The sequence below is a fragment of the Curtobacterium sp. PsM8 genome, from assembly GCF_030433875.1.
Classification (GTDB): domain Bacteria; phylum Actinomycetota; class Actinomycetes; order Actinomycetales; family Microbacteriaceae; genus Curtobacterium.
On record NZ_JARUXD010000031.1, the window covers coordinates 18,987 to 37,965 of the forward strand.

Sequence of the window (18,979 nt, forward strand, 5' to 3'; positions counted from 1 at the left end):
CCCCCGGCAGCAGCAGCTGCCGGGGGCCGTTCGCGTGCACCCGGCACCGACCGGGCAGGCGACGGACGGGAGGCACGCCCCGCCCCCGTCAGCTCAGGCCGGCTCCGGCACGCGGTCGCGTCGGGCACTCCGCCGCGCAGCGGTGAACGAGTCGATCGTGAGGAGCACCAGCGCGAACCACACCACGCCGAAGCCGACCCACCGCGAGGGCGACATCGCCTCGTGCTGCACGAGCACCCCGACGAGCAGCTGCATCACGGGGGCGAGGTACTGCGTCAACCCGAGGGTCGACAGGCTGACCCGACGGGCCGAGGACGCGAACAGCAGCAGCGGCACCGCGGTCGCCGGCCCGGTCAGCACCGTGATGAGGACGTGCACGCCGCCCTCGCCCGCGAACGTCACACCTCCGGCGAGCCCGGTCACCCCGAGCACCACGAGCGCCCCGACGGCGATCGGCAGCAGCCACACGGTCTCGATCGTCAACCCGCTCAGCGCGTCGACGGTGCCGCCGACGCGCTTCTTCACCAGGCCGTAGAGCCCGAACGAGAACGCGAGCGCCAGGGAGATCCACGGCATCCGCCCGTAGCCGACCGCGATGACGACGACCGCAACGACGCTGATGCCGACCGCGATCCACTGCAGCGGACGCAGGCGTTCGCGGAGCACCACGATGCCCAGGGCGATCGTGACGAGCGGGTTGATGAAGTACCCGAGGGCCGCCTCGACGGTGTGGCCGGTGGTCGTCGCGGCGACGTACACGGTCCAGTTCACCAGGATGAGCCCGGCGGCGATGCCCATGATCCCCATCACCCGGGGCTGCACGAGCAGGGCACGGGTCCGCAGCCAGGAGCGGGTGGCGAGGATCGCGACGGCGCAGAACACCAGGCCGAAGACGATCCGCCACGACACGATCTCGAACGCGCCGGCGGGGGCCATCGCGGCGAAGAGCAGAGGCATCAGGCCCCAGAGTCCGTAGGCGACGAGCGCCTGTACGACGCCGACGGATGCCTCGCTGCGCGCCGGGCGCGTGGGACTCGGTTCACTCACGGAACCATCCTAGGAAGGCGAGCCGACGTCGGGTGCTGGTGGCGGGCCTCCCGGCAGACGACGAACGCCCCGCCGGCCAGGCCGACGGGGCGTTCGTGGAGCAGGTGTCAGTGCTCGATGACCGCGAGGACGTCGCGGGCGGAGAGGACCAGCAGGTCCTCGCCCGAGTACTTGACTTCGGTGCCGCCGTACTTCGAGTAGATGACCTTGTCGCCGACGGCGACGTCGAGCGGCACGCGGTTGCCGTTGTCGTCGATGCGACCCGGGCCCACGGCGACGACCTCGCCCTCCTGGGGCTTCTCCTTCGCGGTGTCCGGGATGACCAGACCGGACGCGGTGGTCTGCTCCGCCTCCACCTGACGGATGACGATGCGATCTTCGAGCGGCTTGATGCTGACGGCCACGGTGACCTCTTCTTTCTCGGTACGTGTTCGGTACTGACGAAAACCGGGTTGGCACTTCCCTCGGGAGAGTGCCAACCCCAACTGTAGGACGTCACTGGCACTCGGTCAATCCGAGTGCCAGTGCGCCACGGCCGTGTCCGCCGCCTGGGAGGATCGGGGCATGGACGCCGCCGAACTCACCCAGCTGCTGACCCCGGCCGGGATGGACCTGCTCGACCGTACGCCCTCGGTCTCCGACGGTGGCGAGATCGTCCGGGTGGTCTCCCGGTTGCGGGCCGAGGGCCACGACCCCGCCCTGGTGGCGGCGGTCCTGACCCAGGCGAAACTGCGGCAGAAGGCCCGCGGCAAGTTCGGCGACTTCGCCGCGCGGATGCTCTTCACCGAGGCGGGCCTCGAGCAGGCCACCCGGCTGCAGGTCGCCGCGCAGCACGCCGGGCGCTTCGCCGCCGCCGGACTGCAGCGGGTCGCCGACCTCGGCTGCGGGATCGGCGGGGACGCGCTCGCGATGGCGGCGCTCGACCTCGACGTCACGGCGGTCGACCGCGACGAGGTGACGGCGGCCGTCGCGACGCACAACCTGGCGCCGTGGCCGAACGCCCGGGTCACCCTCGGGGACGCCGCCGCGTTCGACCTGTCCACCGTCGACGGCGTCTGGATGGACCCGGCCCGGCGGACCAGCGGACACTCCGACACCCGACGCCTGGCCGACCCGGACGACTGGTCACCCTCGCTCGACACCGTGTTCGCGGCGGCCACGACCACCCCGACCGGCGTGAAGCTCGGCCCGGGCATCGACCGCGACCTGATCCCCGACACGGCCGAGGCACAGTGGACCTCCGTCGACCGGGAGGTCGTCGAACTCGCCCTGTGGTTCGGCCCCCTCGCCCGCCCCGGGATCCGCCGGGCGGCGACCGTCGTCGGCCCGCACGGCATCGCCGAGCTGACCGGCCCAGCCGACGCCGAGGACGTCGAGGTCGGACCGCTCGGGGACTACCTCTACGAGCCCGACGGCGCCGTGATCCGCGCGCGGCTGATCGGGGACCTCGCCCGCTCGATCGACGGCCGGATGCTCTCCGAGGGCATCGCGTACGTCACCTCGGACCAGGCCGTCGCCACCCCGTTCGCGCAGGGGTTCCGCGTCCTCGACACGATGCCGCTCGACGTCAAGCGCCTGGCCGCACGGCTGGCCGCCGACGACATCGGGACCGTGGAGATCAAGAAGCGCGGGGTCGACGTCGACCCCGCCGAGTTCCGCAAGCGGTTGCGTCTGCGGGGCCGTGGTCGCGTGACGCTCGTGCTCACCCGACTGGAGGGACGACACACCGCCGTCCTGTGCGAGCGGCTCACCGAAGTGGCCGGCTGAGCAGCGCGCTGGGCGGTGTCGCGCGCTGGTCGCGTGCCGCGCGGTGGCCCGCGCTGGTCGAGCGCCGGGCGGCGTCCCGCACCGGTCGGTGTCATGCGGCGCGTTCGTCGCGCGTCGCGGCGGGATCGGTCCGGGTCAGCCGATGAGCGCCCCGACGCCGCCGCCGGAGCTGTCCCACTCGGACCCGACCGAGCCGGGCGAGGCGGCGATGATCGCGATGACCGCGATGACGAGGAGGATGAAGAGGCCTGTCAACACCCATCCGCCGATGATGCCGGCGAGCGCCAGGCCGCGGCCGTGCTCGCCCGTCTGCTTGATGCGGCCGAGGGCGACGTGGCCCATGATCGCGCCGGCCGGGCTGGTGAGGATCAGGAGCGGCCCGAGGACGATGCCGCCGAAGGCGAAGACGATCGACAGGATCGCGAGCGTGCTGGTCGGCCGCGGGGCGTACGGGTTGTGGGTACTGGCCCGGTAGGGATCACCGGCGCCGTACTGCGGCACCGCGTACGGGTTCTGCTTCGCGTACGGGTCGTGCGCGCCGTACGGGTTCTGCTGAGCGGCGCCGTACTGGCCGTACTGCTGCGCCTGGCCGTACTGCTGCGCCTGGCCCGGCTGCTGCGCCTGGCCGTACTGCCCGGGCTGCTGCGGCTGGCCGTACTGCCCCGGCTGCTGCCATCCCTGGCCCTGCTGCCCGTACGGGTCCTGCCGCGCCTGCCCGGACGTCTCGTCCGGCTTCGATCGGTCGTTCAGATCGGACACGTCGCACCCTCCTGGCAGTCACTCGACCGCCGTCCCCGATCCTCCCACAGGCGTGCCTGAGCGGTTCAGGAGACGAGGTCAGACCTGGACGGTCGTCACCGGCAGGGTGGAGTCCGCGGCGATGCCGAGGTCGCTCGGCGCGTGTCCCTCGGCGACGAGCCGTGCCCCGACGGCCGCGATCATCGCCCCGTTGTCCGTGCACAGGTCGAACGGCGGGATCCGCAGGGCGACACCGGCGGCGGCGCAGCGTTCCTCGGCGACCTGCCGCAGTCGGGCGTTCGCGACGACCCCACCGCCCAGGAGCAGCCGGTCGACCCCGGTGTCCCGGCAGGCGTTCAGTGCCTTGGTGAGCAGCACGTCGACGACGGCCTCCCGGAAGCTCGCGGCGACGTCGGCGACGGGGACCTCCCGGCCCTCGTCACGGCAGCGCTCGACCCAGCGGGCGACGGCGGTCTTCAGTCCGGAGAACGAGAAGTCGTAGCGGTGCGCCGCCATGTCCTTCGGCAGCGTCAGCCCGCGCGGGAACCGGATCGCCGTGGGGTCGCCGTCCGCTGCGGCCCGGTCGATCTGGGGGCCGCCGGGGTACGGCAGGCCGAGGAGTCGGGCGACCTTGTCGAACGCCTCGCCCGCGGCGTCGTCGATGGTCTCGCCGAGCAGCTCGACGTCCCCGACCAGATCCCGCACGAGGAGCAGCGACGTGTGACCACCCGAGACGAGCAGCGCCACGGTCGGCAGGTCGATCTCGGAGCCGTCCGGTCGGAGCACGTCCGCCCCGACGTGGCCGACCAGGTGGTTGACGCCGTACAGCGGCTTGCCGGTGGCCACCGCGAGCGCCTTCGCCGCACCGACCCCGACCATCAGGGCGCCGGCGAGCCCGGGGCCCGCGGTGACGGCGACGGCGTCGAGTTCGTCGAGCGTTACGCCGGCCTGCGCGAGCGCCTGTTGCAGGGTCGGGGTCATCGCCTCGAGGTGCGCACGGGCGGCGACCTCGGGGACGACGCCGCCGTAGCGGGCGTGCTCGTCCATGCTCGACGCGATGACGTTGGCGAGCAGGGTGGTGCCGCGGACGATGCCGACGCCGGTCTCGTCGCAGCTCGTCTCGATGCCGAGCACCAGGGGTTCAGTCGCGCTCATCGAGGGCCTCCTGTCCGATCGGGCCGGGACCGGAGCCCGGACCCGTGGGTACCGCAGGCGCCGCGGGCTCGAGTGCGGCACGCATCACCCACGCGTCGACCCCGTCGGGCTGGTAGTACCGCGGCCGGGTGGCGATGTGGGTCAACCCGAAGCCGGCGTACATCGTCTGCGCGACCGGGTTGTCGGCGCGGACCTCGAGGAAGACCTCGTGCACGCCACGGCGTCCGGCCTCGTCCAGGAGCTCGGTGAAGAGCAGCCGGCCGAGGCCCCGCCCACGCTGCTCGGCGGCGACCGCGATGGTCTGCACGTCGGCGACCGGGTTGCCCGGCAGCGACGACAGGCCCGCGTACCCGACGACCGTGGGCGCGGAGTCGTCGCCGGTGGTCTCGATGACGACGTAGTACCCGTGCGGGGAGTGCAGTTCCTCGGACATCTGCGACGACGACCACGCGTCGGTGGGGAACGAGACGCGCTCGAGCCACATGACGTCGTCGAGGTCCGCCGGGTGCGCCCGACGCAGGCGCAGGCCGTCCGGCAGGGCGAGCGTCACCGGGCGACCCGCTTCGGAGCGCCGGGGACGGTGACGTCGGGCTCGCGCAGGTACACCGGCGTGTCCGCGGCCAGGGGCGTGCCGGAGGCGAGCCGGTCGGCGGCGAGCACCCCGAGCCTCCCGGCCGGGATGGTGACGGCGGTGTGCCGGGGCCAGTCGACGAGGTCGGGACGGGAGGCGCGCAGCACGTCGTCCAGGTCCGCCGGCCTGGCGAGACCCGGGCCGGCGACGCGGACGCCGTCGGCGTCGTAGGCGCTCCACGCGACCTCGCGACGGCGGGCGTCGGTGAGGACGACGAGGGGGCCCTGCTCGCCGGCGGCCACGGCGTCGTGGCTGACGAGCGGCAGGAACGGGACGTCGCGGGCAGCGGCGAAGGTGCGGGCGGCCGCGATGCCGACGCGCAGGCCGGTGAACGGTCCGGGGCCCATGCCGGCGACGACTGCCGTGACGTCGGCGGGCGTGATGCCGGCGGCGCGCAGGGCCTCGTCGAGGAACGGGCCGATCACCTCGGCGTGACGACGGGTGTCCTCGGTCTCGCGTTCGGCCAGGACCCGACGGGTCGACGGGTCGACGACGGCGACCGAGGTCCCGGCAGAGGTGTCGATCGCGAGCAGCACCCGTCCATCGTAGGCGCGCACCGGCGCCCGCCCTACGCTGACGGGATGGACCGCGATGCCTTGCTCGAGCACGTCCGGACACTCCGCGGATCGGCACGGTCGCCGCTCGTCGTCGGGGTGTCCGGCCACTGCGGGTCCGGCAAGTCGACCCTTGCCCGTGCGCTCGTCGACGCGCTGCCCGGGGCGGTCCGGATCCGGGGTGACGACTTCCTCGATCCGACCCGTTCTCACCGGCGGTCGACGGACTGGGACGGGGTCGAGCGCCTGCGGCTCGCTGCCGAGGTCCTCGAGCCGCACCGCGCCGGTCGGGCGAGCACGTTCCGCCGGTTCGACTGGTCCGCCCACACGCTCGGAGCACCGGAGCCGTTGCCGACCACCGACCTGCTCGTCGTCGACCTGATCGGGCTCTTCCACCCGGAGGTCCGGGGGCTCCTGGACCTGGCGGTCTGGTGCGACGTCGACCTCGACGAGGCAGCCCGGCGAGGGATCGCTCGGGACCGCGAACTCGGACGCTCGCATGACGACCTGTGGCGCGACGTCTGGATCCCGAACGACCGCGACTTCGCCGAGCGTTTCGCCCCGCGGGAGTCCGCAGACACCCGGTACCGCTCGCGGATTCGACGGTCGGACATCCGCATGCCCGGAGACGGGTGAACCCGCCGTGACCCGAGGGACTACGACGGCTTCCAGAACCCGAGCAGCCGTTCGACTGCGGGACTGTGCATCGACAGTAGCGTGCCTGGGTGATCCCGCCTCCGACGCTCTGACACGGTGGAGCGACCGCCAGCGTGGTTCGCGCTGAGCGACCGCACTCGGGCCGCCGGCCACGAGGACTGTCGCTCAGCGCGAACCTCAGCCCGAGACCGCTCACGACCCACCGCTCACAACCGCGGGTCGACCGCCTCCGACTCCATCGCCAGCACCCCGAACACGGCCTGGTGCACGCGCCACAGCGGCTCCCCCTCGACGAAGCGCTCGAGCGACTCCAGCCCGAGGGCGTACTCGCGGAGCGCCATCGACCGCTTGTGCCCGAGGTCCCGGTCCTTCAGGCGCGCCAGGTTGCCCGGCTCGGTGTACTCCGGCCCGTAGATGATCCGCAGGTACTCCCGCCCGCGGACCTTCACCCCCGGCTGCACCAGTCCCTTCGGCCCGCGGGTCAGGTTCGACTCGGGCTTCACGACGGCACCCTCGCCCCCGGCGCCGGTGAGGTCCTGCCACCACTCGGCCCCGGCCGCACGGCTCGTCTCGTCCCGCACGTCCACGAGCAGCGACCGGGTCGCCCGCACCACATCGGGCGCGGCGGCGGCCAGTCGGTCGGCGACCGTCATGTGCCAGCCGTGCGGCCGGTCCGCGAACGTCCGTCCCCGGGCTGCCAAGACCTGGAACGGCGCGAACCGCACGTCGTCGAGGCCCGTCGCGGGGTCGGCGTACCGGCGGTAGGACTCGGTGTAGGCGGTGGCGTCCACCGCGCGCTGCTGGGTCCGGGCCAGCAGGTCGGTGACGTCGATGCCGCGGTCACGTGCTGCGGCGAGCGCGGCGAGGGCGTCCGGGAACGCTCCGCCGGCAGCGGCTCCGACCTCGGCGTACCAGTCGCGGATCATGCCCTCGGCCTTGACCGCCCACGGCAGCACCTCGCCGTCGAGTAGCACCCAGTCGGTGTCCAGCTCGTCCCAGAGGCCGGCCGCCTCGACCGCTGCCTCGAGCCGCCCGAGGAAGGTCCGGGTGTCGGCGGCGTCGAAGAACGCCCGGCCCGTGCGGGTCGTCACGACGCCGTTCCAGTCCGCCGGTGCACCGAAGCGGTCCGGGTCGCGTGCGAGCAGCACGGTGCCGCGGGAGCCCATGTGCTTCTCCTCCATCCGCACGTGGTCGACGCCCTGGCCTCGGTAGTACGCGAACGCCTCGTCCGGGTGCTCCAGGTGGTCGGGTTGCGCCGAGGTCGCGACCGGGCTCATCGTCGGCGGCAGGTACGGCAGCCAGCGCGGGTCGACGGCGAACCGGCTCATCACCTCGAGGGCGCCGGCCGCGTTCTCGGCACGGATGCCGATCCGACCGTGGTGCCGGGTCTCGACGATCTGTTTGCCGGTGACGTCCTCGATCGGGAGCAGGCCGGGGACGCGGCGCGGTGCGGCGGGGCCGGCCACGGGCCTCCCGGCCGGACTGGAGGCACGCCCCGCGTCCGCACCGGCGGCAGCGGTCGTCGACGTGCCCGGTCCGCGCAGCGGCTCGAGCGGCTTGGCGGCGGCGTAGTGGACCCGTTCGGCGGGGACCTGGACGACCTCGCGCTCGGGGTAGCGGAGCGCGGAGAGCTTGCCGCCGAACACGCACCCGGTGTCGAGGCACATCGTGCCGTTGATCCACTCGGCGTCGACCGTCGGCGTGTGGCCGTAGAGGACCGTCGCCTTCCCGCGGTAGGCGTCCGCCCACGGCAGGCGGACGGGCAGGCCGTACTCGTCGCTCTCCCCGGTGGTGTCGCCGTAGAGCGCGAAGGACCGCACCCGGCCGGAGGCCCGGCCCTGGTACTGCTCCTTCAGCCCGGCGTGCGCGACGACGAGCCGGCCGTCGTCGAGCACCAGGTGCCCGACGAGTGCGCGGCAGAACTCGCGGACCTCGTCGCGGAAGGTGTCCAGTTCGGCGGCGAGCTGGGCGAGGGTCTCGGCGAGCCCGTGCGACGTCTGCACCTTGCGGCCGTCGAGCGCACGGACGAGCTTGTCCTCGTGGTTGCCCGGGACGGCGAGGGCGTGGCCGTTCCGCACCATGCCCATCACGAGCCGCAGGACCCCCGGGGAGTCCGGGCCGCGGTCGACCAGGTCGCCGAGGAAGAGCGCCTGGCGGTCCTCCGGGTGCACGGCGTCGACGGGGCGGCCGAGGTCGTCGCGGACCAGGGTCCAGCCGAGGCAGCCGAGGAGCGTCTCGAGCTCGGAGCGACAACCGTGCACGTCCCCGATCACGTCGAAGGGACCGTGCTCGCCGGTGCGGTCGTTGAGCAGGGGCTCGCGGACGATGGTGGCGGCGGCGATCTCGTCCTCGCCGTGCAGCACGTGGACGCGGCGGAACCCCTCCTTGCCCAGGGCCTTGAGCCCGCGGCGGAGCTGCCCCTGCTGGCGTCGGATGACCTCGGGGCCGAAGTCCCGGCCGGTGCGGGCGGCGTTCCGGGCGATGCAGACCGACTCGGGGACGTCGAGGACGATCGCGACCGGCAGCACGTCGTGCTCGCGGGCGAGCTGCACGAAGTCGCGACGGGCCTCGGCCTGCACGTTCGTCGCGTCGACGACGGTGAGCAGTCCGGCCCGCAGGCGCTGGGCGGCGACGTGCTTCAGGGCCTCGAAGGCGGCGGGGGTCGCGGCCTGGTCGTCCTCGTCGTTCGAGACGAGGCCCCGGAAGAAGTCACTGGACAGGGTCTCGAAGCGGCCGAAGTGCTGCGCGGCGAACGTGGACTTGCCGGAACCACTCGTGCCGACGAGCAGCACCAGGGACATGGTGGGGACGGTCAGGGCGGTCATGCGGCGGTGCCTCCGGTCGTCGGGCTGGTCGTCGTCTGGCTGGTCGTCGTCTGGCTGGTGGTCGTCGCGCTGGTGGTCGTCGGGCCGCCGGTCGTGTGGCGGCGGAACAGTGCGAGCTGGGTGGGTGGGCCGACCTCGGGGTCGTCGTCGCCGACGGGTCGGTGCTCGACGGTGTAGCCGTGTCGGTCGCCGACGCCCTGCGCCCACGTGCGGAACTCGTCGCGGGTCCACTCGAACCGGTGGTCCGGGTGCCGGAACCGACCGGCCGCCAGCGAGGCGAAGCGGACGTTGTGCTCGGCGTTCGGGGTGGTCACGACGACGGCGGCGGGCCGGGCGGCCTGGAACACCGAGGCCTCGAGTGCCGGCAGCCGCTCGGGGTCGACGTGTTCGACGACCTCCATCAGGACCACCGCGTCGAGGCCGGCGATCCGGTCGTCGGAGTACGTGGCCGAGGACTGCAGCAGCCGCACGCGGGCACGCTGCTCGTCACTGACGTCGTCGAGGCGCAGGCGCCGCTCGGCCCGTGCGAGTTCGCGGGGTGCGACGTCGGTGCCGATGATCGTCGTGAAGGAGCGGTCGGCGAACAGGTGCCGCAGCAGCGCACCTTCACCGCAGCCGACGTCGGCGACCGTGTGGGCCCGGACGTCGGCGAGCGCCATCAGGACGGCCTCGGCGCGGCGGCGGTACAGCGGTGTCTCGGGCCGATCCGTCGCCCCGTCGTCGTCCGCCGGCGCCTCGTCGACGGGCGCGTCCACCGAACCACTGTCCCCGGCCGTGCCGTCGAGCCCGAGCAGCCGTCCGGTCGCGTCGTCGACGAGGGACCGCTGGTGCGCGAGCGACCGGGTCGTGATGAGCTCGCGGAGCGGGTGCTCGGCCAGCCACCCCTCGCCGCGACGGAGCAGCATGCCGACCTCGTCGTCGCCGACCCAGTAGTGCTTGGCGTCGTCGAGCACCGGCAGCAGCACGGTGAGCTGGCGGAGCGCGTCGGCCAGCCGGACCCGGCCACGCAACCGCAGCCCGACGGTGGCGGCGTCGCCCCACTCCGGACGGGTGTCGTCGAGCGGCCGGCGGGTCTCTTCGACGTCCCAGCCGAGCGGCGCGAACAGCCGGGTGGCGAGGCCCACCCCGTGCTCGTCGACCTCGCTGGGCACGCTGGTCAGGCCGAGTTCGAGGTCCATCGGCTCGGCGGCGCGCTCCGGCCGCGAGGTGCTGCGTCCGCCCATCGCGCTGCGGAACACCTGCCCGATCGCCAACGCGAGCATCGAGGTCGACGCGTACGGACGGTCGTTGACGTAGCGGGACAGCGCCTGCGCGTCGGCGCCGTACCGCTTGCTGCGGGCGAGGGCGATGGCGTCCACCTCGAGCAGCAGGGCGGCGGTGCACTCGTCGGGGGTGTCCGCGGGGTAGAAGACGTGTGCCGTGCCGACGCTGAGGTCGAAGGACTGGGCCCGCCCGGGGTGCTTGTGCAGCAGGTGGGAGAGGTCCGGGGCCGCGTCGCCGCGGGTGGTGATGGTCACGAGCATGCGCGTGGCCTCCGATCGTCGTGGTCCGGCATCGCTGCCGCCCGGCGGGTCCGAGGCCGGAGAGCGAGCCTAGTACGACGGGACGGCGCACAGGCAACGTCAGCAGACTGGGACGTCGACCGTCCCGCCGGACCCGGCGCCGGTCCCCCGACAGGAGGCCCGTGATGGTCGTGTACGACAGCCGCCCGATCCGACGTGCCCGGCAACTCGTCGGGGACGTCCTGGTGCTGGTCGGCATCGTCCTGGCGGTGGTCGTCGGCCGCGACGTCGCGGGGTCGATCGCCCGGCTCGCGACGATCGGCACCCGGGTGCAGTCCGAGGGGACCGCGTTCCAGCAGCAGCTCTCCGCCACCGCACGCGCACTGTCGCGGATCCCGCTCGCCGGGGACACCGTCAGCAGCCCGCTCCGGAAGGCCAGCGAGCACGCGGGCGCCGTCGCCGCCGCCGGCGCTCAACAGCACGACACGGCCCTGCACCTCGCGCACCTGGTTGGCGGCGGGCTGACCGTCGTCGTCATCGCCCTGCTGCTGCTGGTGTGGGTCCGGACCCGTGGGCGCTTCGTCCGGGTCGCGAGTGCCACCAGCCGCGTCGACCGGTCGCCGGACGGAGCCGAACTCCTCGCGCTGCGGGCCCTCGTCGGTCGGGACGCCGTCGTCGCCCTCGGGCCCGGTGTGGTGGACCGGTGGCGCGGGCGGGACCCGCAGACGGTCGCGGCGCTGGCGGACCTCGAGCGGCGGAGCTGCGGCCTGCGGACCCGGGCGGGCCGCGACTGACCGGCACCGGTCACCGTTCGTGGCCGGATCGTCACCGCCGGGTCCTGGTCCGCGCCGCTCGCTTGGCGGTACCGTCACCGCATGGACGCCGTGTGGGCCGCAGCATCGTGTGCGCTGGAGAACGTGCCGTGCAACGACGGCGGCGGTGGCGCCCTGGACGCGACCGGCCTGTTCGTCACCGTCGTGGTCGTCGTGGCCGTCCTCGTGCTGTTCGGTGTGCTCCTGCTCGGACGCTCCCGCCGCTGACGTCCGCACCCCGCCGGTCCAGGGCGCTCCGGGCGCGCACGACGAGGTCGAGGACGCCTGCCTCGAGTTCGGGTCACGCGACAGGCGTCCTCGCGCTACGACGCCGTCGGGTACGACGTTGGCGCACGACGATGTCCGACCCGGTAGTGGGGGGACGGGCGACCGCGGCCAGGGTCCGCGGTGTAGCGCGGGCGACGCTACGCTTCCCGGTTCCACCGGCCAAGCGTTCCGGATCGGGTTGTCCGATCTCCGCGGAGAGCGGGACGGGAGGCCCACCCGACGTCCGCCACGCGGGCCCGGTGATCCGGGCCTCCCGTCCAGGACGACGAGCGTCAGCCGACGGTCAGAGCGTGGCGTCCTGCCACCGCGGCCCGGTCCCGGTCACGACGACCCGGCGCGGTTCGTCCGGCACCTCGTCCGGATCGACGTCGTCGTCCGCGCCCCCGCCACCGGTCGGCCGGGTGATCTCGACGTCCAGGACACTGTCACCGACCCCGTCGACCATGCCGCGGCCCCACTCGACGACGACGATCGAGCCGTCCCAGTCGAGGTCCAGGTCGTCGAGCTCGACCGGGTCGGACAACCGGTACGCGTCCACGTGCACCAGGTCCGGACCAGCCGTCGTCGGGTGCGTCCGAGCGAGCACGAACGTCGGGCTGGACACCTGCCCGCGAGCGCCGAGCGCTGCACCGAGTCCCCGGGTCATCGTGGTCTTGCCGGCGCCCAGGGGCCCGGTGAGGACGACCAGGTCCCCGGCCCGCAGCACGGCGGCGATCCGGGCACCGAGCGCGCCCATCTCGTCCGTCGTGGCGACCGTGGTGTCGAGGAGGACGGTCACGACCGCTCGCCCCGCAGGTACTCCCCCACGCGGCCCTCGCCGGAGTGCCCCTCGTACACGCGCGGGACCCGGCTGCCGATCCGGCAGACGATCTCCTCGCCGATGGTGTCGAGTGCCCGGCCCCACTCGAGGACCGTGGACTCGCCGTCCTCACCGGTGCCGAACAGCGTCACGGTGTCACCGACCCGGACGTCGTCGTCGCCGACGTCGACCAGGAACTGGTCCATCGCGACGCGGCCGGCGATCGGGTACCGGGTGTCGTCGATCGCGACCTCGACGCGCCCCTGGGCGGCACGGGGGACGCCGTCCGCGTAGCCGACGGGCACGAGCGCCAGGGTCGTCTCGGTGTCGGTGCGGTACGTGTAGTCGTAGGAGACGCCGGTGCCGACCGGGACGCGCTTCGTCTTCGCGACGGAGGCGGAGAGCGTCATCACGGGCGTCAGGCCGAGGTCGGCGGCGGAGACCCCGTCGGCACCGGGGATGCCGAACAGGTTGGCGCCCATCCGGACCATGTCCTTCCGGAACTCCTTGCGCTCCAGGCCGGCGAGCGACGCGGCGACGTGCTCCCACCGGATGTCGAGCCCCAGGTCCTCGGCCTGCTCGACCATGGCGTCGAAGTGCGCCACGGCGGCGGAGTCGTCGGCGTCCGAGGACTCCGCCAGGTGCGTGTACGCGGCGACGACCTCGATGCGGCCGTCGCGCTGGGCGTCGCGCGCCAGTTCGACGAGTGCGGTCCAGTCCTCGGCGGTCGCGCCGTCGCGGTGCAGGCCGCTGTCGACGCCCAGGTGCACGCGCGCCGGACGCTGGTCGACCGCGTCGACGATGCGGCGGAGCTCCGCGACGTTGGAGACACCGAGGTCGACGGCCGAGTCGATGGCGTCGCGGAAGTCGAGCCCCGGGTCGTGCTGCCAGGTGAACAGGTGGACGTCCTCGCCGACGCCGATGGCGCGCAGCCGCAGCGCCGCGGGCACCGTCAGCACACCGATCCACCGGATGCCGGCGTCGACCGCGGTCAGGGCGATGGGTTCGAGGCCGTGCCCGTAGGCGTCGGCCTTCATGATCGCCATCACCTCGACCGGCTGCATCCACGACCGGACCAGGTCGAGGTTGGCGCGGTAGGCGTCCAGGTCGATGACCGCCCGGCGCAGTCCTGCGCTCACGTCGTCCTCCGTTCGACGCTGCGGCCGACCCGGGCGACCACCTCGTAGTTGATGGTGCCGATCGCGGCGGCCCAGTCCTCCACCGCGGGGTCGCCGTTCGCCGGGTCGCCCCAGAGCACGACCTCGTCCCCGATCGCGACGTCCGCGTCCCCGATGTCGATGTGCATCGCGTTCATGGCCACCCGCCCGACGACCGGGAACCGTCGGTCCCCGATCCGCACCGAGACGTGGTTGCCGTACGCCCGGTCGAAGCCGTCGGCGTACCCGAGCCCGATCACCGCGAGCCGGGTGTCCTGCTCGGCACGCCAGGTGTACCCGTACGAGACGCCGTCACCCGCGGGCACCGCGACCGTCCGCAGCACCGCGGCGGTCACCCGCATCGCGGGCCGCAGGCCGAGGTCGGCCGAGGTCCGGTCCGGGAACGGGCTGAGTCCGTACAGCGCCAGACCCACCCGGGCCAGGTCGCGGCGGGTCTCCGGCAGCGCCAGGCTGCCCGCGCTGGCGGCGAGGTGCACGACGTCGGGGCGGATGCCGACCGCTGCCAGGCCGTCGATCGCCCGCTGCAGTGCGGCGTCCTGGTCGAGGTCGTCCGAGCGTGAGGCGTTCGACAGATGGGACATCAGCCCCTCGATGCGGGTGCGGTCGCCGTTCCGGGTCAGGGCCGCGGCCGTCGCGAAGAGCTCGGGCCACTCGGACTCGACCGCTCCGTTGCGGCTGAGGCCGGTGTCCACGACCAGGTGCACCTCCGGCACGTCGGCGTCGGCCGCGGTGGAGAGCTGCTCGACGCTGGAGACCGCCGGGGTGATGCCGTACCGGGCCGCACGGCGGAAGTCCTCGTCGGGGGCGTGCAGCCACGCCAGGATCCGGACGCCCTCGTCGATGCCGGCCTCACGGAGCGCGACCGCCTCGTCGAGGTCCGCGACCCCGAGCCAGTCCGCGCCGGCGTCCACCAGGGCCCGGGCGACCTCGACGGCACCGTGCCCGTACGCGTCGGCCTTCACCACCGCGACGACGCCGGACGGAGCCACCTGTTCCGCGACCGTGGCGTAGTTGGCGATCAACGCCTCCCGGTCGACGGTCACCCCCGTGAACGCGCTCACGCGATCGGTCCTTCCGTTGCGGGCCGCTCCCGGCCCTCGATGACGACGAACGCCGTCGCGATCCCGCCGTCGTGCGACAGCGAGAGGTGCACGTGCCCGACGCCGCGCTCGTCGGCGACCCGCTGCGCACCCTGGTGCAGGGTGAGCGACGGGTTCCGCTGGTCGTCCGCGACGACCTCGAGTTCCCGCCAGCTCAGGCCGGCGCTCGACCCGAAGGCCTTGATCAGGGCCTCCTTCGCAGCGAACCGGGCGGCGAGCGACGCCACCGGGCGCGGCTCACCGTCCCGCAGCTGCTCGGCGTCGGTGAACAGCCGCGACCGCATCGCGGGGGTCCGTGTCAGGACCCGCTCGAACCGTTCCAGGTCGACCACGTCGACCCCGATGCCGATGATCACGTCCGCTTACTCGACGGTGACCGACTTCGCGAGGTTGCGCGGCTGGTCCACGTCGAGGCCCTTGGCCGCGGCGAGCTCCATGCCGAACATGTGCAGCGGCGCCACGGCGAGCAGCGGCTCGAACAGCGGCGTCGCGAGCGGGATCCGCAGGACCTCGTCGGCGAAGGGCAGCACGGCGGCGTCGCCCTCTTCCGCGATGGCGATCACCCGGGCACCGCGGGCGCGGATCTCCTGGATGTTCGAGACGACCTTCGGGTGCAGCGACCGGGCGTCACGCGGCGACGGGACGATGACGAAGACGATCTGGCCGGGCTCGATGAGCGCGATCGGACCGTGCTTCAGCTCACCGGCGGCGAAGCCCTCGGCGTGGATGTAGGCGAGCTCCTTGAGCTTCAGCGCGCCCTCGAGTGCGATCGGGTACCCGACGTGTCGGCCGAGGAACAGGACACTGCGGGTGTCCGCCATCCACTTGGCCAGCTCGGCGACCCCGGAGGCGTCCTCGATGGTCTGCTGCAGCTTCTCCGGCAGCCCCTCGAGCTCGGCGACCTGGGCGGCGATCTGCTCCGCCGTCAGCGTGCCGCGGAGCGTGGCGAGGTGCAGCCCGAGCAGGTAGAGCGCGACGCCCTGCGCCAGGAACGCCTTCGTCGACGCGACCGCGACCTCGGGGCCGGCGTGCGTGTAGATCACGGCGTCGGACTCGCGCGGGATCGTCGCACCCTGGGTGTTGCAGATCGAGAGGACCTGGGCGCCCTGCTCGCGGGCGTACTTGACCGCCATCAGCGTGTCCATCGTCTCGCCGGACTGGCTGATCGAGACGACCAGGGTGCGCTCGTCCAGGACGGGGTCCCGGTAGCGGAACTCGTGGGCCAGCTCGACCTCGACGGGGACGCGGGCCCACTGCTCGATCGCGTACTTGCCGAGCATGCCGGCGTAGGCCGCGGTGCCGCACGCGATGACGATGACGCGGTCGACCTGCTGCAGGCGCTCGGCGATCGGCTCGAGGTCGGTCAGCGTGACCGCACCCTCGTGCACGCGGCCGAGGACCGTGTTGCGGACCGCCTCCGGCTCCTCGCTGATCTCCTTCGCCATGAACGAGGACCAGCCGCCCTTGTCGGCGGCCGAGGCGTCCCAGTTCACCTCGAACTCGTTGCGGTCGGCGGGGGTGCCGTCGAAGTGGATGACGTCGACGCCGTCGGGACGGATCGTGGCGATCTCGTCCTGGCCGATCGACAGGGCGCGCTGCGTGTACGCGACGAACGCGGCGACGTCGGAGCCCATGAAGTTCTCGCCGTCGCCGAGACCCACCACGAGCGGCGAGTTGCGACGGGCACCGACGACGACACCGGGCTGGTCGGAGTGCACGACGAGGAGCGTGAAGGCGCCGTCGAGTCGGGCGACCGTGCGCCGCATCGCCTCGGTCAGGTCGTGGGTCTGGCGGAACTCGCGCGCGACCAGGTGCGCGGCGACCTCGGAGTCGGTCTCGCTGTGGAAGACGACGCCCTCGGCGAGCAGTTCGTCCTTCAGCGGGGCGAAGTTCTCGATGATGCCGTTGTGGATCAGCGCGAGCTTGCCGTCGTCCGCCAGGTGCGGGTGTGCGTTCTCGTCGGTCGGGCCGCCGTGCGTCGCCCAGCGGGTGTGGCCGATGCCGGTGCCGCCGTCCGCGATCGGGTTGGTGTCGAGCTCGTCGATGAGCATCTGGAGCTTGCCGGCCTTCTTCGCCGAGGTCAGGTCTCCGGCCGGATCGACGACGGCGATGCCGGCCGAGTCGTAGCCGCGGTACTCGAGGCGACGCAGGCCTCCGAGGAGGACGTCCGTGCTGCTGTTGCTGCCGACGTATCCGACGATTCCACACATGGGATCGATCCTACGGGCAGCGCGGGGAGCACCCTGCGAACCGCACGGCGGGTGGGGATAGCCTCCGGGCATGGGACGCTTCGACGACATCGAGATCACCACCATCAAGGGCGAGACCACCACGTTCGGCAGCTTCGGTGACAAGGCGGTGCTCGTGGTGAACGTCGCCTCGCGCTGCGGCCTCGCCCCGCAGTACGAACAGCTCGAGGAACTGCAGCGCACGTACGGCCCGCGGGGGTTCACCGTGCTCGGCTTCCCGAGCAACCAGTTCCTGCAGGAGCTCGGCTCGTCCGAGGCCATCGAGGAGTACTGCTCCACCACGTGGGGCGTCAGCTTCCCGATGTCCGAGAAGGTCAAGGTGAACGGCCGCTCGGCGCACCCGCTCTACCGCGAGCTCACACAGGCCCCGGACGCCTCGGGCAAGGCCGGACGCGTCATCTGGAACTTCGAGAAGTTCCTGGTCGCCCCCGACGGCACCGTCACGCGCTTCCGCCCGACGGTCAAGCCGGACGCCCCCGAGGTCGTCGCCGCCATCGAGGCGGCCCTCCCCGCCTGATCGGCGGGTGCACCCGCTGACGGACAGGAGGCCCGTCCACCGCAGCCGACGTCGCTGACCGGTGGCGGGCCTCCCGGCTGGGTACGCTCGATCCCATGCCGATCCCGGAGACGACCGTCGCGCACCCCACCCCCTTCGTGGAGATCCCGCGGGACGAGTGGTCGCAGCTCGCGCCGAAGGAACACCTCTCGCTCACCGAGACCGAGATCGTGCAGCTGCGGGGGCTCGGTGACCGGCTCGACCTGACCGAGGTGCAGGACGTGTACCTGCCGCTCTCCCGGCTGCTGACGCTGTACGCGGCCGGCGCGCGGGACCTGCACGCGGAGACCAGCCGCTTCCTCGGCGAACGCGCCCGACGGACGCCGTTCGTGATCGGTGTCGCCGGGTCGGTCGCCGTCGGCAAGAGCACCGTCGCGCGCCTGCTGCGCGAACTGACGAAGCGGTGGCCGGACACCCCGCGGGTCGAACTCGTGACCACCGACGGGTTCCTGTACCCGAACGCCGAGCTCGAGCGCCGCGGGATCATGGACCGCAAGGGCTTCCCGGAGTCGTACGACCGCCGGTCCCTGCTGCGCTTCGTCAGCCAGGTGAAGAGCGGCGCGACCGAGGTCCGGGCGCCGTACTACTCGCACCTGGTCTACGACATCGTGCCGGACGCCGAGATCGTGGTGCGGCAGCCGGACATCCTCATCGTCGAGGGGCTCAACGTGCTGGCGCCGCCGGTGCACGGCCGGCTCGCGCTGTCCGACCTGTTCGACTTCACGATCTACGTCGACGCGAAGACGAAGGACATCGAGTCCTGGTACGTCGACCGGTTCCTGGCGCTGCAGGAGCAGGCGTTCTCGAGCCCCGACTCGTTCTTCCACCGCTTCGCCGCACTGTCCCGCGAGGACGCGGTGGCCACGGCGACCGGGGTGTGGCGCGCGATCAACGAACCGAACCTGCTCGAGAACGTGCTGCCGACGCGCTCGCGGGCGACGCTCGTGCTCAAGAAGGCCGCCGACCACAAGGTGACGAGCGTCCTGCTCCGCAAGATCTGACCGGCGGGGTCCTCCCCCGGATCGGTTCGGAGTGGCGTCGCACGACAGGAACCCGCTCGAACCACGGACGTCCGTGGTTCTGTGTGTTATTAACATATACGACCCCACGACACGAAACCA

At 72.8% G+C, this 18,979-nt stretch carries 19 protein-coding genes; 6 read left to right on the plus strand and 13 right to left on the minus strand.

Going from position 1 to position 18,979, the window contains the following annotated elements; all coding sequences use genetic code 11:
• Positions 1-93 precede the first annotated feature (93 nt).
• On the minus strand, positions 94-1,047 hold the full coding sequence (rarD, locus tag QCD68_RS09105) for an EamA family transporter RarD (protein ID WP_301222781.1): 954 nt from the start codon (positions 1,045-1,047) through the stop codon (positions 94-96).
• 107 nt (positions 1,048-1,154) lie between these two features.
• Positions 1,155-1,451: a co-chaperone GroES gene (gene groES, locus QCD68_RS09110; RefSeq protein ID WP_071292506.1), complete on the minus strand. Its 297-nt coding sequence runs from the start codon at positions 1,449-1,451 to the stop codon at positions 1,155-1,157.
• A gap of 160 nt (positions 1,452-1,611) precedes the next feature.
• Between groES and QCD68_RS09115 the strand changes: the two genes are divergently transcribed.
• A complete protein-coding gene (locus QCD68_RS09115) occupies positions 1,612-2,814 on the plus strand; it encodes a class I SAM-dependent methyltransferase (protein ID WP_301222782.1) in 1,203 nt (400 codons plus the stop codon).
• Positions 2,815-2,949: 135 nt separating this feature from the next.
• On the opposite strand, the gene QCD68_RS09120 is transcribed toward QCD68_RS09115, so the two are convergent.
• From QCD68_RS09120 to tsaB, 4 genes are all read right to left on the minus strand, one after another.
• A complete protein-coding gene (locus QCD68_RS09120; RefSeq protein ID WP_301222783.1) occupies positions 2,950-3,573 on the minus strand; it encodes a DUF4190 domain-containing protein in 624 nt (207 codons plus the stop codon).
• A gap of 78 nt (positions 3,574-3,651) precedes the next feature.
• Entirely contained in the window at positions 3,652-4,707 is a 1,056-nt protein-coding gene (gene tsaD / locus QCD68_RS09125) for a tRNA (adenosine(37)-N6)-threonylcarbamoyltransferase complex transferase subunit TsaD (RefSeq protein ID WP_111073903.1), read from the minus strand.
• Positions 4,694-5,257 (minus strand): ribosomal protein S18-alanine N-acetyltransferase, encoded by a 564-nt coding sequence (rimI, locus tag QCD68_RS09130; RefSeq protein WP_301222784.1) that lies wholly within the window; start codon positions 5,255-5,257, stop codon positions 4,694-4,696. Before rimI ends, tsaD begins: the two co-directional genes overlap by 14 nt.
• Positions 5,254-5,874, minus strand: coding sequence for a tRNA (adenosine(37)-N6)-threonylcarbamoyltransferase complex dimerization subunit type 1 TsaB (tsaB, locus tag QCD68_RS09135; protein ID WP_301222785.1), 621 nt, complete (start codon positions 5,872-5,874; stop codon positions 5,254-5,256). The genes rimI and tsaB overlap by 4 nt, the downstream gene beginning before the upstream one ends.
• A 45-nt stretch (positions 5,875-5,919) precedes the next feature.
• Here tsaB and QCD68_RS09140 point away from each other — a divergent pair, with 45 nt between their 5' ends.
• A complete protein-coding gene (locus QCD68_RS09140; RefSeq protein WP_301222786.1) occupies positions 5,920-6,528 on the plus strand; it encodes a uridine kinase family protein in 609 nt (202 codons plus the stop codon).
• Positions 6,529-6,755: 227 nt separating this feature from the next.
• Here the strand turns inward: QCD68_RS09140 and QCD68_RS09145 are convergent, their stop codons facing one another.
• Complete coding sequence (locus QCD68_RS09145) at positions 6,756-9,374, minus strand: polynucleotide kinase-phosphatase (protein ID WP_301222787.1); 2,619 nt, start codon at positions 9,372-9,374, stop codon at positions 6,756-6,758.
• On the minus strand, positions 9,371-10,897 hold the full coding sequence (locus QCD68_RS09150; protein WP_301222788.1) for a 3' terminal RNA ribose 2'-O-methyltransferase Hen1: 1,527 nt from the start codon (positions 10,895-10,897) through the stop codon (positions 9,371-9,373). The genes QCD68_RS09145 and QCD68_RS09150 overlap by 4 nt, the downstream gene beginning before the upstream one ends.
• A gap of 164 nt (positions 10,898-11,061) precedes the next feature.
• Between QCD68_RS09150 and QCD68_RS09155 the strand changes: the two genes are divergently transcribed.
• Together QCD68_RS09155 and QCD68_RS09160 are read left to right on the plus strand one after the other, a co-directional pair.
• Entirely contained in the window at positions 11,062-11,670 is a 609-nt protein-coding gene (locus tag QCD68_RS09155; RefSeq protein WP_221850135.1) for a hypothetical protein, read from the plus strand.
• An 81-nt stretch (positions 11,671-11,751) separates the two neighbouring features.
• On the plus strand, positions 11,752-11,916 hold the full coding sequence (locus tag QCD68_RS09160) for a hypothetical protein (RefSeq protein ID WP_301222789.1): 165 nt from the start codon (positions 11,752-11,754) through the stop codon (positions 11,914-11,916).
• A 343-nt stretch (positions 11,917-12,259) separates the two neighbouring features.
• Here the strand turns inward: QCD68_RS09160 and tsaE are convergent, their stop codons facing one another.
• Genes tsaE through glmS form a run of 5 tightly spaced genes read right to left on the minus strand, consistent with a single transcriptional unit; the run spans position 12,260 to position 17,263 of the window.
• Positions 12,260-12,712, minus strand: a complete 453-nt coding sequence (gene tsaE, locus QCD68_RS09165; protein WP_301222792.1) for a tRNA (adenosine(37)-N6)-threonylcarbamoyltransferase complex ATPase subunit type 1 TsaE — start codon at positions 12,710-12,712, stop codon at positions 12,260-12,262.
• 38 nt (positions 12,713-12,750) lie between these two features.
• On the minus strand, positions 12,751-13,914 hold the full coding sequence (gene alr / locus QCD68_RS09170) for an alanine racemase (protein ID WP_301222790.1): 1,164 nt from the start codon (positions 13,912-13,914) through the stop codon (positions 12,751-12,753).
• Positions 13,911-15,014 (minus strand): alanine racemase, encoded by a 1,104-nt coding sequence (gene alr, locus QCD68_RS09175; RefSeq protein WP_111073909.1) that lies wholly within the window; start codon positions 15,012-15,014, stop codon positions 13,911-13,913. The genes alr (QCD68_RS09170) and alr (QCD68_RS09175) overlap by 4 nt, the downstream gene beginning before the upstream one ends.
• Positions 15,011-15,409 carry a holo-ACP synthase gene (locus QCD68_RS09180; protein ID WP_111073910.1) on the minus strand — a complete coding sequence of 133 codons (399 nt, stop codon included), beginning with the start codon at positions 15,407-15,409 and terminating at the stop codon, positions 15,011-15,013. The genes alr (QCD68_RS09175) and QCD68_RS09180 overlap by 4 nt, the downstream gene beginning before the upstream one ends.
• Before the next feature lie 6 nt (positions 15,410-15,415).
• The gene (gene glmS, locus QCD68_RS09185) at positions 15,416-17,263 is read right to left on the minus strand and encodes a glutamine--fructose-6-phosphate transaminase (isomerizing) (RefSeq protein WP_301222791.1); all 1,848 of its coding nucleotides are present in this window, start codon (positions 17,261-17,263) and stop codon (positions 15,416-15,418) included.
• Between the two features lie 70 nt (positions 17,264-17,333).
• Here glmS and QCD68_RS09190 point away from each other — a divergent pair, with 70 nt between their 5' ends.
• Positions 17,334-17,819, plus strand: a complete 486-nt coding sequence (locus QCD68_RS09190; protein ID WP_111073912.1) for a glutathione peroxidase — start codon at positions 17,334-17,336, stop codon at positions 17,817-17,819.
• Between the two features lie 95 nt (positions 17,820-17,914).
• Complete coding sequence (coaA, locus tag QCD68_RS09195; protein ID WP_111073913.1) at positions 17,915-18,859, plus strand: type I pantothenate kinase; 945 nt, start codon at positions 17,915-17,917, stop codon at positions 18,857-18,859.
• Positions 18,860-18,979 lie beyond the last annotated feature (120 nt).